The 14,050-nt window shown below is 66.6% G+C and carries 12 protein-coding genes and 1 pseudogene; 7 read left to right on the top strand and 6 right to left on the bottom strand.

The genetic code is table 11. The annotated features are described in order from the left end of the window. Window positions 1-180: 180 nt before the first annotated feature. On the bottom strand, window positions 181-936 hold the full coding sequence (locus tag V0R59_RS32090; RefSeq protein WP_375547417.1) for a methyl-accepting chemotaxis protein: 756 nt from the start codon (window positions 934-936) through the stop codon (window positions 181-183). A gap of 102 nt (window positions 937-1,038) precedes the next feature. Next, window positions 1,039-1,860 (bottom strand): annotated as a pseudogene (locus V0R59_RS32085) (cache domain-containing protein); the annotation flags it as partial. 158 nt (window positions 1,861-2,018) lie between these two features. Between V0R59_RS32085 and V0R59_RS28805 the strand changes: the two are divergent. Then, on the top strand, window positions 2,019-2,966 hold the full coding sequence (locus tag V0R59_RS28805) for a Ppx/GppA family phosphatase (protein WP_330077905.1): 948 nt from the start codon (window positions 2,019-2,021) through the stop codon (window positions 2,964-2,966). 24 nt (window positions 2,967-2,990) lie between these two features. After that, window positions 2,991-4,007 (top strand): transporter, encoded by a 1,017-nt coding sequence (locus tag V0R59_RS28800; protein WP_330077904.1) that lies wholly within the window; start codon window positions 2,991-2,993, stop codon window positions 4,005-4,007. Window positions 4,008-4,273: 266 nt separating this feature from the next. On the opposite strand, the gene V0R59_RS28795 is transcribed toward V0R59_RS28800, so the two are convergent. From V0R59_RS28795 to V0R59_RS28780, 4 genes are all read right to left on the bottom strand, one after another. Next, window positions 4,274-5,887 carry an inorganic phosphate transporter gene (locus V0R59_RS28795; protein WP_330077903.1) on the bottom strand — a complete coding sequence of 538 codons (1,614 nt, stop codon included), beginning with the start codon at window positions 5,885-5,887 and terminating at the stop codon, window positions 4,274-4,276. Between the two features lie 73 nt (window positions 5,888-5,960). After that, complete coding sequence (ppk2, locus tag V0R59_RS28790) at window positions 5,961-6,872, bottom strand: polyphosphate kinase 2 (RefSeq protein WP_330077909.1); 912 nt, start codon at window positions 6,870-6,872, stop codon at window positions 5,961-5,963. A 69-nt stretch (window positions 6,873-6,941) separates the two neighbouring features. Next, the gene (locus V0R59_RS28785) at window positions 6,942-7,796 is read right to left on the bottom strand and encodes an AraC family transcriptional regulator (RefSeq protein WP_330077902.1); all 855 of its coding nucleotides are present in this window, start codon (window positions 7,794-7,796) and stop codon (window positions 6,942-6,944) included. A gap of 89 nt (window positions 7,797-7,885) precedes the next feature. Continuing rightward, window positions 7,886-8,758, bottom strand: a complete 873-nt coding sequence (locus V0R59_RS28780) for a LysR substrate-binding domain-containing protein (protein WP_330077901.1) — start codon at window positions 8,756-8,758, stop codon at window positions 7,886-7,888. Window positions 8,759-8,869: 111 nt separating this feature from the next. Between V0R59_RS28780 and phnD the strand changes: the two genes are divergently transcribed. From phnD to V0R59_RS28755, 5 genes are all read left to right on the top strand, one after another. Continuing rightward, window positions 8,870-9,736, top strand: coding sequence for a phosphonate ABC transporter substrate-binding protein (gene phnD / locus V0R59_RS28775; protein WP_330077900.1), 867 nt, complete (start codon window positions 8,870-8,872; stop codon window positions 9,734-9,736). Further along, complete coding sequence (gene phnC / locus V0R59_RS28770) at window positions 9,733-10,527, top strand: phosphonate ABC transporter ATP-binding protein (protein WP_330077899.1); 795 nt, start codon at window positions 9,733-9,735, stop codon at window positions 10,525-10,527. Before phnD ends, phnC begins: the two co-directional genes overlap by 4 nt. A 1-nt stretch (window position 10,528) precedes the next feature. Further along, window positions 10,529-11,347: a phosphonate ABC transporter, permease protein PhnE gene (gene phnE / locus V0R59_RS28765; protein WP_330077898.1), complete on the top strand. Its 819-nt coding sequence runs from the start codon at window positions 10,529-10,531 to the stop codon at window positions 11,345-11,347. A 211-nt stretch (window positions 11,348-11,558) separates the two neighbouring features. Next, window positions 11,559-12,650, top strand: coding sequence for an iron-containing alcohol dehydrogenase PsrA (psrA, locus tag V0R59_RS28760; RefSeq protein ID WP_330077897.1), 1,092 nt, complete (start codon window positions 11,559-11,561; stop codon window positions 12,648-12,650). 90 nt (window positions 12,651-12,740) lie between these two features. Next, window positions 12,741-14,036, top strand: coding sequence for an MFS transporter (locus V0R59_RS28755; protein ID WP_330077896.1), 1,296 nt, complete (start codon window positions 12,741-12,743; stop codon window positions 14,034-14,036). Window positions 14,037-14,050 lie beyond the last annotated feature (14 nt).

Below are 14,050 nucleotides of genomic sequence, written 5' to 3'. Positions count from 1 at the left end.
CCAGCGGCCCCCGACAGGCGGCCCCCTCCCCGCCCCCGGGGCCCCCGGCTTCCCCCGCTATACCCAGGGTGGCATCACCGACGCAATCGCGGGTAAACCCGCTCCCACAAGTGCCCGCAAAGTCAACGAGTTACGTGGTGTTCTATGAGAGCGGGTCCGCGCCGTTCTTGAAGAGGCCTGTTAGATGCGGAACTGCTTCACCAGCGCCCGCAACTGCCCTTCCAGCGCCGAAAGACTCCTGGCCGTCTGCGTACCTTGGCGCGTCTGCTCGGCAACGCTGTCCACCGACTGGGCGATCTGGTGCACGCTGCGATTGATTTCCTCGGCCACCGCCGTCTGTTCCTCGGCGGCACTGGCGATCTGCGCGTTCATCGAGCTGATGGTGCCGATCAGCGCCGCCATGGCGTCCAGCGAGGTGCCGGCCTCGCTGGCCTGGTCACGGGTGCTGTCGCCGGTCTCGCAGGAATGGCGCATGGACTCCACCGCCGAATGCGTGCCAGCGGTGAGACGGTCGATCATGCCCTGGATTTCCTGGGTGCTCTGCTGGGTCCGGCTGGCCAGGCTGCGCACCTCGTCGGCGACCACCGCGAAGCCGCGCCCGGCCTCGCCGGCCCGCGCCGCTTCGATGGCGGCGTTGAGCGCCAGGAGGTTGGTCTGCTCGGCGATCGAGCGGATCACCCCGAGCACACCGACGATGGACTGCACGTCCTGTTGCAGGCTGTCCAGCGAGGTGCCGCTGCCGCGGATGTTCTCCACCAGCGCGTGGATGCGCTGGATACTGCCGTCCACCACCTGGCGCGCCTGCTGGCCCTGGCTGTCGGTTTCCTGGGCGGCCTGGGCGGCGTTCTGCGCGCTGTGCGCCACTTCCAGCGCGGCGGCGGACATCTGGTTGATAGCCGTGGCCACCTGGGTGGTTTCGTGGCGCTGTGCTTCCATCGCTTGTTCGGAGCGACGGCTCTGGCTTTCCACGGCTTCGACCAGGGTCGACAGCTCGCCGCTGACCTGCACCACCTGGCGTACCAGGCCCTGGATCTTCTCGACGAAGCGGTTGAACGACGCCGCCAGCTGGCCCAGTTCGTCGTTGCCGGCGCGCAGGCGGTGGGTGAGGTCACCGTCACCGGCGGCGATGGCGTCGAGGTTGTCCTTCATCGCCTTGAGCGGCTTGAGCAGGGTGTTGCTGAGCATCAGCCCGGCGATGCCGAGGATCACCAGCAGCACGGCGGCGATGGCGACGATGCTGGTGAGGATCGAGTCGATGCGCTGGTCGATCTCGCCGCGCAGCTCGCTGATGCGCAGTTCGATGTTGTCCAGGTTCACCGCGGTGCCGACGGCCATGTCCCACTTGGGCAGGTAGAAGCTGTAGGCCAGCTTCGGCACCTGCACGCTTTCATTGCCGGGCAGCGGCGAGCTGTAGTTGACGTAGTGGCTGCCGTCCTTGGCCACCCGCACCAGTTCGCGGTTGATATAGACGCCGTTGACGTCCTTGCGATCGCTGAGGTTCTTGCCCACGTCCACCGGGCTGTCGCCGCGGAACAGGCGCACCACGCTGGAGTCGTGGGCGAAGAAGTAGCCGTCCTTGCCGTACTTGATCTTCGACAGCAGGGCGATGGCCTGGTCGCGGCTGTCCTGGTCGCCGTTGGCGGCGGCGTCGTACAGGCCCTTGACCGCGCCGATGGCGATCTGCATGGAGTTTTCCAGGTTCTGCCGGCTTTCATCGAGCAGGCGCTGGCGGGTTTCGCTGATCTCGTTGTCGGCGAGACTGCGCAGGATGCGGTCGGCGGCGCCGCTGATGACCAGGGCGAAGAGGAGCACGGGGAGTACGGCGAGCAACAGCAGTTTTGTTTTTAGAGTCAGCTGCATGGTGAATCCTCAGTGGCACGGCACAAGGCGAGGGGGATTAACCGGTTCATCGGCCATCGGCAGAAAAGCTGAAGGAGCGGCCTGGCGCCGTCACCGAAGTGTCATGAAATGAGCGGTAACATCCCGCCATTGGTCCCCCGGGCCTCCAGGAATCTCCCATGAAAGGCAGTGCTCCCCTGTTTGCAGCGGTCGATCTCGGCTCCAACGCATTTCGCATGACCATCGGCCAGCCCGTCCCGGGCAACCGCAGCCCGGTGATCCGCAAGGTGAAGAGCCTGCGCGAGCCCGTGCGCCTGGCCGAAGGCCTGCGGGGCGACGCCCTCGACAAGCTGGCCCTGGAGCGCGGCTGGCAGGCCCTGGAGCGTTTCGCCAGGCACCTCAGCGGCTTCGAGCAAGGCCAGGTGCGCGCCGTCGCCACCAGCGCGGTGCGCCAGGCACGCAACGCGGCGGTGTTCCTCGAAGGCGCCGAGGCGCGCCTGGGCTTTCCCATCAGCGTGATTTCCGGCCAGGAAGAAGCCGAACTGGTGTTCTCCGGCATCGCCCACACCATGCCCTGCGACAAGACCACGCGCCTGGTGGTGGACATCGGCGGCGGCTCCACCGAGCTGATCGTCGGCCGCGGCAAGCAACCCATCTTCACGGAAAGCCTGACCATCGGCAGCGGCACCTTCGGCAAGCGCTATTTCCCCGGCGGCCGCGTCGACAGCCGCGCCCTGCAACAGGCGGAACAGCACGCCACCCTGGCGTTCTCCCAGGTCGACGGCTACATCCGCGAACACGGCTGGCACGCGGCAATCGGCTCGTCCGGCACCGCGCGCATGCTCTCCCGCGTACTCAAGGCCAACGGCCTGAACGAAGGCGGGCGCGACGGCATCACCTATGCCGGCCTGCTGCGCCTGTCCCTGGCCTTGCTGGAAGCCGGCCAGGTCAAGCGCCTCAAGCTCGGCGGCCTGCAGGAGCACCGCCAGGGCATGCTCCCCGGCGGCCTGGCGATCATGCTGGCGGCGTTCAAGGTGTTCGGCATCGAGGACATGACCCCGTCCGAGCCCGGCCTGCGCTTCGGCCTGCTGCATAGCCTGATGGACAGCGGCGCCGCCCGTCACTGATCTTTCCCCCGTTCGAGAGCCCGCATGATCACTACCCAGGGCCATCACCAGGACGCGGATCTCAACGGCCTGCTCTACGGCTTCGTCTTCCGCCCCGGCCAGCCGGGGCGCGAGATTGGCTCCGGCGAAGCGCTGGAGCGCTTGCTCGATCCCCGCGATCCCGAGGAATTCCTCTGGCTGCACATGAACCTCGCCCACGCCGCCTGCGAGCGCTGGATGAAGGGCAGCCTGGACCTGCCGGAAACCTTCTTCGAAACCCTGCGCGAAGGCTCGCGCTCGACCCGCATCGAACACGCCGACGACGCCTTGCTCGCGGTGGTCAACGACGTGGTGTTCAATTTCGGCCTGGTCTCGTCCGACGTCTCCACCCTGTGGGCCTGCGTGCGCCGTCGGCTGCTGGTCAGTGCGCGCCTGCAGCCGCTGCATTCGGTGGATCGCCTGCGCTCCTCGGTGAAACGCGGCGAGCGTTTCGCCTCGACCATCGAACTGCTGGTGCACCTGCTGGGCGACCAAGGCGACCTGCTGACCCAGATCGTCCGTGAGACCACTCTCAATGTGGACCGTATCGAGGACCAGTTGCTGTCCCAGCGGCTTTCTGTCAACCGTGCCGACCTCAGCGCCATGCGCCGGGTGCTTGTGCGCCTGCAGCGCCTGCTGGCGCTGGAACCGGGGTCGTTGCTGCGACTGCTCAACCGGCCTCCGGAGTGGCTGCAGGAGCAGGATATCCGCCAGCTGCGCGCGGCCACCGAGGAATTCTCGGTGATCATCAACGACCTCACGGCGCTGGTGGAGCGGATCAAGCTGTTGCAGGAAGAGATCGCCGCCAAGCTCACCGAGGAGAACAACCGCACCCTGTTCACCCTGACCGTGGTCACGGTGCTGGCGCTGCCGATCAACATCATTGCCGGCTTCTTCGGGATGAACGTTGGTGGGGTGCCGCTCTCGGATGACCCGCACGGCTTCTGGGTGCTGGTGGTGCTGGTGGCGACCTTCACGGCGCTGGCGGGGCGCTGGGCGTTTCGCAAGCGTGGGGATTATTGAGCCGACGCTCCTAGAACAACACATGACCCTTTGACGAAGCGCGGATGAACTGTGGGAGCGGGTTTAAACCCCCATTGGACGGGGGTTGCAACCACACCAAAAACGGGGGGACCCCCCCCCCCCAGGGGCCCCGTGCACGCACGGGGGTTTCTGGGGGGGGGGGGCGCCCCCCGGTTGGGTGGCGGCCTGCCCCCAACCGTAAGCGCGGGTGACCCCGCTCCCACAGTGTCCGCGCCGGCCGCCTATCCTCCGACCAGACCAGCCACTCAGAACATCTTGCTCAGCACCCAGTACAGGCAACCCGACAACAGGATCGCCGCCGGCAGGGTCAGCACCCAGGCCATCAGCAGGTTGCGCACCGTGGCCCATTGCAGGCCGGTGCCGTTGGCGGTCATGGTCCCGGCGACGCCGGACGACAGCACCTGGGTGGTCGAGACCGGCAAGCCATACATATCCGCCGCACCGATGGTCAGCATCGCCACGGTCTCGGCCGACGCGCCCTGGGCGTAGGTCAGGTGGGTCTTGCCGATGCGCTCGCCGACGGTGATGACGATGCGCTTCCAGCCGACCATGGTGCCCAGGCCCAGCGCGATGGCCACGGCCACCTTGACCCATAGCGGAATGAAGCGGGTGGCGTCGTCGATCTGCTTCTTGAACGCCTGGACCTTGGCCGTGGTGTCGGCATCGAAGTTGCCGACCTTGTCCTTGTCCATCAGGCGGATCGCTTCCGAGGCCAGGTACATGTCGTTGCGCACGTTGGCCATGGCCTCCGCCGGCACCTTCGCCAGCGAACCGTAGCCCTTGACCTGGGCGCCGATCTGCCCGGACAGCACGGCCAGCGACGGCACCAGCTCCGGGGTCGCCTGCTTGGTTCGCACGTAGGTCTCCAGCACCGGGCGCGGCTCGGCCGGGGCGGCCAGCGGGGCGCTGCGTTGCAGGGCCTGCTGGGTCACCTCGGCGACGGCGGCGAACTGGGTGGCCTGGCCTTCCGGCATGGTGCGGTTGAGGGCGTAGGCCATCGGCAGGGTGCCGATCAGGATCAGCATGATCAGGCCCATGCCTTTCTGCCCGTCGTTGGAACCATGGGCGAAGGACACCCCGGTGCAGGTCAGGATCAGCAGGCCACGGATCCACCACGGCGGCGGCGTGTCGCCTTTCGGCGCCTTGTACAGCTCGCGGTTCTTCACCAACAGGCGCAGGGCCAGCAGGAGCAGGGCGGCGCAGACGAAGCCCACCAGCGGCGACAGCAGCAGCGAGTAGCCGACCTTGGTCGCCTGGGCCCAGTCCACCCCGGACGTACCGTCACGGCCGTGCATCAGGGCATTGGCCACGCCGACGCCGATGATCGAGCCGATCAGGGTGTGCGAGGACGAAGCGGGCAGGCCCAGCCACCAGGTGCCGAGGTTCCAGATGATGGCGGCGATGAGCAGGGCGAAGATCATCGCGAAGCCGGCCGAGGAACCGACCTGCAGGATCAGTTCCACCGGCAGCAGGGCGATGATGCCGAAGGCCACCGCGCCGCTGGACAGCAGCACGCCGAGGAAGTTGAAGAAACCCGACCAGACCACCGCGAAGTGGGCCGGCAGGGAGTTGGTGTAGATCACCGTGGCCACGGCATTGGCGGTGTCGTGGAAACCGTTGACGAATTCGAAGCCGAGGGCGATCAGCAGGGCGATGCCGAGCAGCAGGAAGGGCGTCCAGGTGGTGATCACGGCGTTCATGTCGCCGACGTCCCGGACCAGGCTCCAGGTCGAGAAGCCGATGCCGGCGAGGAGCAGGATGACGAAGATGGCCGAGGCGAGCACCCCGGGCTTGTGGTTGAGCCGAGGGCGATGGCCCTCGGCGATCGAAGCAGGTGAGGCGAGGGTGCTTGAGTCCATGTTCCGGTACCGGTGAGTGTGGGCACCGGTGATTATCGGAAGCAGATGTTACAAGTTATGTCGCATTTCGCCCTCAGTAGATCTCCGGCACCACCAGCGCGTCCGGCGTCGGCGTGCGGCTGTAGTCGGCCTGGCGTTCCCGTTGCGGCAGGGAGACGCTGGGTGCTTCCACTTCCTCGTAGGGCACCTGGCCAAGCAGGTGGCTGATGCAGTTGAGGCGGGCCTTCTTCTTGTCGTCGGCCTGCACCACCCACCAGCGCGCTTCCTCGATATGGGTGCGCTCCAGCATGATTTCCTTGGCCTTGGTGTAGGCCTCCCAGCGTCGCCGGGACTCCAGGTCCATGGGGCTGAGCTTCCATTGCTTGAGCGGATCGTGGATGCGGCTGAGGAAGCGCAGGTTCTGTTCCTGGTCGGAAATCGAGAACCAGTACTTGATCACCTTGATCCCGGAACGCACCAGCATGCGCTCGAATTCCGGCACGCTGCGGAAGAACTCCTCGTACTGCTCGTCGTTGCAGAAGCCCATGACCCGCTCGACCCCGGCGCGGTTGTACCAGCTGCGGTCGAACAGGACGATCTCGCCCGCTGCCGGCAGGTGCGGCACGTAGCGCTGGAAATACCACTGGGTCTGTTCGCGGTCGTTGGGCGCCGGCAGCGCGGCGACCCGGCACACCCGCGGGTTGAGGCGCTGGGTGATGCGCTTGATGACCCCGCCCTTGCCGGCGGCATCGCGGCCTTCGAAGATGATCACGATCTTCTGGCCGCTCTTGACCACCCAGCTCTGCAGTTTCACCAGTTCGCCCTGGAGCCGGAACAGCTCACGGAAATAGCGGCGGCGGGCATCCTTTTCCGGGCTGTCCGGGGTGTGCTGGTCGAACAGCTCGTCGAGGTTGGCGAGGTCGTCGGCCAGCTCCAGTTCGAGCTCTTCGTCGCTGTGGTCGACCAGCTCGTCGTAGATGCGCTGGATCAGGGGAGCATCGGTCATCACCATGGTGGGCCTCGTCGAATGTGAGTGAGACCGATGCTATGCGCGCTGCGTGGCAAGCAGGTGACACTACTGCAAGGGCACGTAGATATCCGTCTGCCACTGCTCCAGCGGGGTCTGCGGGAACACGCTGAGGTAGTGGAAGAACAGCGGCTGGTCGCGCAGTTCCTCGCCGCTGGCCGGCAGCCAGTCGCGGTAGATCGGATAGATGGTTTCGCCGATGTGGTCGGGCGAGCCGTGGTGGCGCACCACCGCGTAGCGCCCGCCGGCGATGCGCAGTTCACCGATGCCGGCATCGTTGGGCTTCACGTCTTCTTCTATCTCGCCGCAGACGGCGAAGCGGAATTCCTCTGGCGGCGTGGTATCCGGGTTGTTGAACGGGATGCCGAAGGTGCGGCTGCTGGCCACCGGCGACTGGCCGCTGTGCAGGCGCCAGTCGATGAAGCGGCGCACGCTTTCCTGGACCAGGCCGGCCGGGCCCAGGTGTTCCAGGGCGGCGACGCGGACTTCGGCGAACTCGACGATCTTCACTTGCATGCTGATGCTCCTCGAAAAGTGGGGGATGGCGAATACCGCATTCCACACCTGCCATTCCGGCTGCTGGCGGAAGGCGCTGGGGCTGGTGCCGAAGTCCCGGCGAAAGGCCCGGCTGAAGGCCTCCGGACTTTCGAAACCGGCATCCAGCGCCGCCTCCAGCACCGAATACTCCGCCTGCCCGGCCAGCCGCCGCGCCGCCCGGCGCAGGCGCATCAGTTGCACGTAGCGGGCAACCGGCACGCCGACGAAGGCACTGAACTGGCGGTGGAAATGGTAGGCCGAGAAGTTCGCCACCTGGCTCAGGGTCTTCACCGACAGGTCGCCTTCGAGATGTTCGTCGATATAGGCGAGGACGGCGGTGAAACGGGCGGCGTAGGGGCTGGGCATCTGCGGTTCCGGATGGCGTGGCTTGCGATGGGCACAGGTTCGAGGATTTCGAGAGAGGGAGCCTAGCCGCAATTGCTGTTGTCAGTCTCTTATCGTCTGCGCCGGGCCTGGTCGGCACAGGTGAGAAAGGTCTCCACCACCTGGCTGCTTCGCCGCTCCGCCAGGCAATACAGGTAGGTCTCGGTAAACACCGGATCGCCTTCGATGCGAATGGCCTTGAGCTGCGGTCCGGGAATGAACTCCGCGGCCGACACCACCCCCAGCCCGATGCCGCGCACCACCGCCTCGCGCAGAGCCTCGCGGCTGCCGATCTCCATCAGCATGCGCGGCGTGACCTCGCGTTCGGCCAGGGCCCGTTCGAACGCCAGGCGGGTGGTCGAGCCCTGTTCCCGGCGCAGCATCGGCTGGCCCTGGAGCTCTTCCAGGCGCACGCTGTCGCGCTGCGCCAGCGGGTGCCGGTGATGGGCGAAGACGATCACCGGGTGGCGGGCATACAGGGTGGCATGGAACGCCGGATCCTCATGCAGCCCGGCCAGCACGCCGATGTCGATCACGTAATTCTCCAGGTCGGCCAGCACCGACGCCGAGTTGCCGACACGGATCGATAGTTCGATCTGCGGATACTGGCGCTGGTAGGCATCGACCATTTCGATCACGTGGAACGGCCCCACCGCGCCGAGGCGCAACTGGCCGCGAACCAGGCTGCCGGAGTCGCGCAGCAAGCCTTCCGCCTCGGCCTCCAGGGCCAGCAGTTGCTGGGCGATGGGCAGCAGTTGCCGGCCCACGCTGGACAGCTCCGCACGGCGCCCGCGGCGGTGAAACAGTTCGAGGTTGTGCGAGCGCTCCAGCGCCTGTACCTGGGTGGTCACGGTCGGCTGGCTCAGGCCCAGGGCACGGGCCCCGGCGCTGAAGCTGCCATGTCGGGCCACGGCGAGAAAGGCGCGCAGCTTGCTGTTGGCCATTCATAGATTCCTTGAATACTTTTTCGAGAAAACCAAGGGTAAATCGATGGTGTGACCGTCACATTGCAAGCCGAGGATGACTGGCATTCCCACCCATGACCCGGAAATGCCATGAAGATCCTTCGCAAGCTGTTGTGTGTCGTCACCGTTTCCCTGCCGCTGCTGGGCAGTATTTCCGCCCGCGCCGAAGAGGCGCTGCGCATCGGCCTGATCCCGTCCGAGGACGCCCAGTCGATGATCGAGAGCAGCAAGCAGGTGCTCGACCAGTTGCAGGCGCAACTGGGCATGCCGGTCAAGCCCTTCGTCGCCACCGACTACAACGGGGTGATCGAGGCCCTGCGCTCGAAGAAACTGGATGTCGCCTACCTCGGCCCGTTCTCCTATGTGCTGGCCAACCAGGTCGCCGGTGCCGAAGCCTTCGCCGTGGCGGTGACCCGCAAGACCGGCAAGAGTGCCTACCACAGCCTGATCGTCAGCCGCGCCGACAGCCCGATCAAAGGCTTGCCGGACCTGAAGGGCCATACCTTCGCCTTCGTCGACCCCAGCTCGGCTTCCGGCCACCTGTTCCCCAAGGCCGGCCTGGAGCAGGCCGGCTACCAGCCGGACTCGATGTTCTCGCGGGTGATCTTCTCCGGCTCCCATGACGCCAGCATCCTGGCCGTGGCCAACCGCAAGGTGGACGCCGCTGCGGTGGCCGACCGCATCCTGGCCACTGCCGTGGCCCAGGGTTCGGTGAAGCAGGAGGACCTGCGGGTGGTCTGGACCTCGCCGGACATCCCCGAGTCGCCGATGGTCTGGCGCAAGGACCTGGACCCGGCATTGAAGCAGAAGCTGGCCGTCGCCCTGGCCAACGTGAAGGACGTGCCCTGGGGTGACCAGGGCATGCTCAACGGTTTCCAGCCCACCACCGATGCCGCCTACGACGTGGTCCGCGACACCGCCCGGGTGCTCGATCTCGACCTGAGCAAGATGAAATGATCCGCGTCCGCCAACTTACCAAGCAGTACGGCGACAACCCGGTGCTGCGCGGCGTCGACCTGGATATCGCGGCCGGCCAGTTCGTCGTGGTTCTCGGCCAGTCGGGTGCCGGCAAATCGACCCTGTTGCGTTGCATGAACCGCCTGGCCCGCGCCGATGGCGGCGAGTTGCAGGTGGCCGGCATCGATGCCATGCAGGCCCGCGACGAACGTGCCCTGCGTCGCCAGGTGGCGATGATCTTCCAGCACCACAACGTGGTGCCGCGCCTGTCGGTACTGAAGAACGTGCTGACCGGGCGCCTGGGCGCGGTCTCGACCCTGGCCTCGCTGCTGCAGTTGTTCCGCCGTGCCGATGTCGAGCTGGCCCGGCAATGCCTGGCCCGGGTCGAACTGGGGCACAAGGCCACGGCGCGTACCGACTCGCTGTCGGGCGGGCAGATGCAGCGGGTCGGCATCGCCCGGGCCCTGGCCCAGCAACCGCGGGTGATCCTCGCCGACGAGCCGGTGGCCAGTCTCGATCCGAAGACCGCGCGCCTGGTCATGCAGTACCTGCGCGATGCCAGCCGCGACCTGGGCATCACCGTGGTGTGCAACCTGCACCAGGTGGATTTCGCCCGTGAGTTCGGCGATCGCATCGTCGGCCTGGCCCATGGCCGGCTGGTCTACGACGGCGATGCCGGCGGCCTCGACGAGGCCGCGCTGCAACGCATCTATCCGGCGACGGAGGAGGGCGCCGCCAGCGGCGTCGTCGCCCCGGTCGCCCTGCATTACGCCAATGGCCTGGGAGGTTGAGATGGCTGCCCGAGATTACCGCTGGATGGTCGATACCCCCGGCAGCCTGCGCGGCTGGTCGCTGAGCGCCGGCCTGGTGCTGGCGCTGCTGGTCCTGTTGCACTGGAGCGCCAAGGGCGCCCAACTGAGCTGGGGCGAACTGGCCGCCGGGCTACCGCAGATCGGCGACTTCATCAGCCGTTCGCTGCCGCCGGATCCGGCGATCCTGCCACGCCTGCTGGCGCCGGCCCTGGAAACCGTGCAGATCGCCATCTGGGGCACGTTGCTGGCGGTGCTCTGCGCCGTCCCCCTGGCTTTCCTGGCCGCGCGCAACCTGCATGGCAACCGCTGGCTGTACCAGGGCACCCGGCAGGGGCTGAACGTGATCCGCAGCATCAACGAACTGATCCTTGCCCTGGTCTTCGTTTCCGCCGTCGGCCTTGGTCCATTCCCCGGCGTGCTGGCCCTGGCGGTACATGGCGTGGGCATGCTCGGCAAGTTCTTCGCCGAGAGCATCGAGGAGATCGACCAGGGCCCGCTGGAAGCCTTGCGTGCCACCGGCGCGCGGCCGCTGCAGGTGATCGTCTTCGGCGTGCTGCCGCAGGTGGTCACCGCCTGGATCGCCGTGGTCCTGTACCGCTTCGAGGTCAACCTGCGCTCGGCCACGGTGCTCGGCATGGTCGGCGCCGGAGGCCTGGGCTTCGAACTGGTCAGCAGCCTGAAGCTGTTCAAGTACCAGGAAACCGCCACCTGCATCATCGTCATCACCCTCATGGTGATTGCCGCCGACCTGCTGTCCAGTCGCCTGCGCCGGGCGATCCAAAACAACGGCCGGCACTGAGTCGCGACTTTCCCGCTTGTCATCCCGCCAGCGGACCATGCTTCGCCATGGTCGCGCGGGAGCCTTTTGCCCGCTTTCCGGAGTTCCCGTGTCGAATCCTGTTCCCGCTGTTATCGGTCTGGCCGATCCCCACCTGGGATCAATCGATTGGAGTCGGTCCCGCTGCGCACCGAAGATGCGCTCGTGTACCCACAACAAGAACGGAGCTGCCATGCCTGCCTATTTCCACAACCCGGTCGCCAGCCATTTCGGTGCCGGTAGCCTGAATCGCATCGTCGAGCTCACCGAAGGCCAGACCGTGGCCCTGGTGATCTTCCCCGAGGCCCGTGCCCTGGGCCTGCTGGCACGTATCGAAGCACTGCTGGGCGAGCGCCTGGTGCATATCGTCGAGGACGTCCAGCCCAACCCGGACGTGGCCCATCTGCGCGCCACCTACGAGACGTTCTGGCGCGAAGCCGGCGCCTGCGAAACCGTGCTGGCGGTGGGCGGCGGCAGCGCCATCGACACGGCCAAGGCGCTGATGGTCGGCACTGCCTCCGGGCGTTTCGACGAACTGCTCGGCCTGCTCGCCGCCGGCAAACCGTTCACGCCGCCGCGCTGCAAGACCCTGATCGCCGCGCCGACCACCGCCGGCACCGGCAGCGAAGTCACTCCCTGGGCCACCCTCTGGGACGCTGGCGCGCAGAAGAAATATTCCCTGCACCTGGACTGCACCTGGCCGAAAGCAGCGCTGATCGACCCGGAACTGATGCTTACCGTTCCGGCCGGAGTCACCGTGTCCACCGGCCTCGATGCGCTGTCCCATGCCCTGGAAGCGATCTGGAACGTCAACGCCAACCCGCTTTCCGACACCTTTGCCATCTCCGCCATCGAGGACATCCTCGACTGCCTGCCGCGCCTGCGTGGCGACCTGGAGAACCCTGATCTGCGCGCGCGCATGGCCCTGGCTGCGCTGAAGGCAGGGATGGCCTTTTCCAACACCAAGACCGCGCTGGCCCATTCCATCTCCTACGAGATGACCCTGCGCCATGGCCTGCCCCATGGCATCGCCTGTTCCTTCACCTTGCCCCATGTCCTGGGCCTGGCCTGGGGCCGCGATGCGGTGCGGGACCAGACCCTGCAACGGGTGTTCGGCGCCGATCTCCACCAGGCCCAGGCGCGCCTGCGGCATTTCCTGCACAGCCTCGGGGTCAAGACCGAGTTCAGTGACTACGGGGTGACCGAGGAGGAGGCCGGGGCGATGATCCGCCACGCCCTGCAGGGCGCCCGGGGCAAGAACTTCATCGGTTCGCAGGCCGCCTGAGCCGCCTTTTCTGCTGTTCCTGTCGCACCCACGAGAATGCCTGCTTGCGGCGGCGACGCCGCGGGCGCATAACAAGAAGGAAAAAGCATCATGAACCGTGCGCAATCCCTGTCTGGTCTCGCCGTGCCCGCCCATTCGTCCTTTCGCCTGGCCCAGTGGCGCATGCTCCTGGCCGCGATGTTCTGCTACCTGTTCTTCTACACCGGTCGGCAGACCTTCGGTTTCGCCATCCCCGGGATCCAGGCCGAGTTCGGCCTGAGCAAGGAAACCCTCGGCTGGATCTCCGCCGCCATGCTCTGGGCCTATGCCATCGGCCAGGCGATCAACGGCAACCTCGCCGACAGCTACGGCGGCCGGCGCATCATGAGCCTCGGCGCGGTGTTGTCCTGCGCGGCCAACTGGCTGACCAGCTTCGCCAGCGGCTTCGTCAGCCTGATCCTGCCCTGGGGCTTGAACGGCTATCTGCAGGCGCTGGGCTGGGCCCCGGGCAGTCGCCTGCTGTCGAACTGGTGGGGCGTGTCCGAGCGCGGCAAGGTCTACGGCTTCTACACCTTCGCGGCCGGCTGTGCGTCGATCCTGTCCTACGTCACCTCGATCCTGGTGATCGAGGTGCTGCAACTGGAATGGCGCTGGATCTTCCGTCTGCCGGTGCTGCTGATGCTGGCCGGCGGCATCCTGTTCTTCCTGATTGCCCGCGACCGTCCGCAAGACCTCGGTTTCGCGCCGCTGGCCGACACCGGCGTGGCCAATGCCGATGACAAGGACCGCGAGGCGGCCGGCGAAGGTGAAAGCGCCGGGCAACGCTACAAGGCGGTCCTGAAGAACGCGCGCCTGCTGATCGCCGCCGTGTCCCTGGGCTTTCAGAACGCCGCGCGCTACGGCCTGATCGTCTGGGTCCCGGTGCATTTCCTCGGTGCCGACTGGAAGCACGGCGACGGCTTCATCGATCCCAAGTGGATCACCGTGGCGCTGCCGGTGGGCATGGCGGTGGGTGCACTGAGCAATGGCTGGATCTCCGACAAGCTGTTCGGCTCCAAGCGCTACCTGGCGATCATGCTGTACATGGTCCTGGGGGCCGCCACCAGCCTGTGGATGTGGAGCCTGCCGGCCCACAGCATGGTCGGCCTGGCCGCGCTGTTCCTCTGCGGCTTCTTCGTCTACGGCCCGGCGTCGAGCTTCTGGGCGCTGTGCCCGGACCTGGTCGGCGCGCGCCGTGCCGGCACCGCCACCGGCGTGATGAATTTCTCTTCGTACCTGTTCGCAGGACTCTGCGAACCCATGATCGGCAGCCTGCTGGACAGCACCGGCAACACTTCGCTGATCTTCATCGTGGTCGCCAGTGCCTGCCTGTGCAGTGCGGTGGTGGCGCTGTTCGTCAAACGTTGAACCCGACAAGGCCA

The sequence above is a fragment of the Pseudomonas ulcerans genome, from assembly GCF_036324125.1.
Classification (GTDB): Bacteria; Pseudomonadota; Gammaproteobacteria; order Pseudomonadales; family Pseudomonadaceae; genus Aquipseudomonas; species Aquipseudomonas ulcerans.
This window is presented reverse-complemented; position numbering and strand designations above follow the sequence as displayed.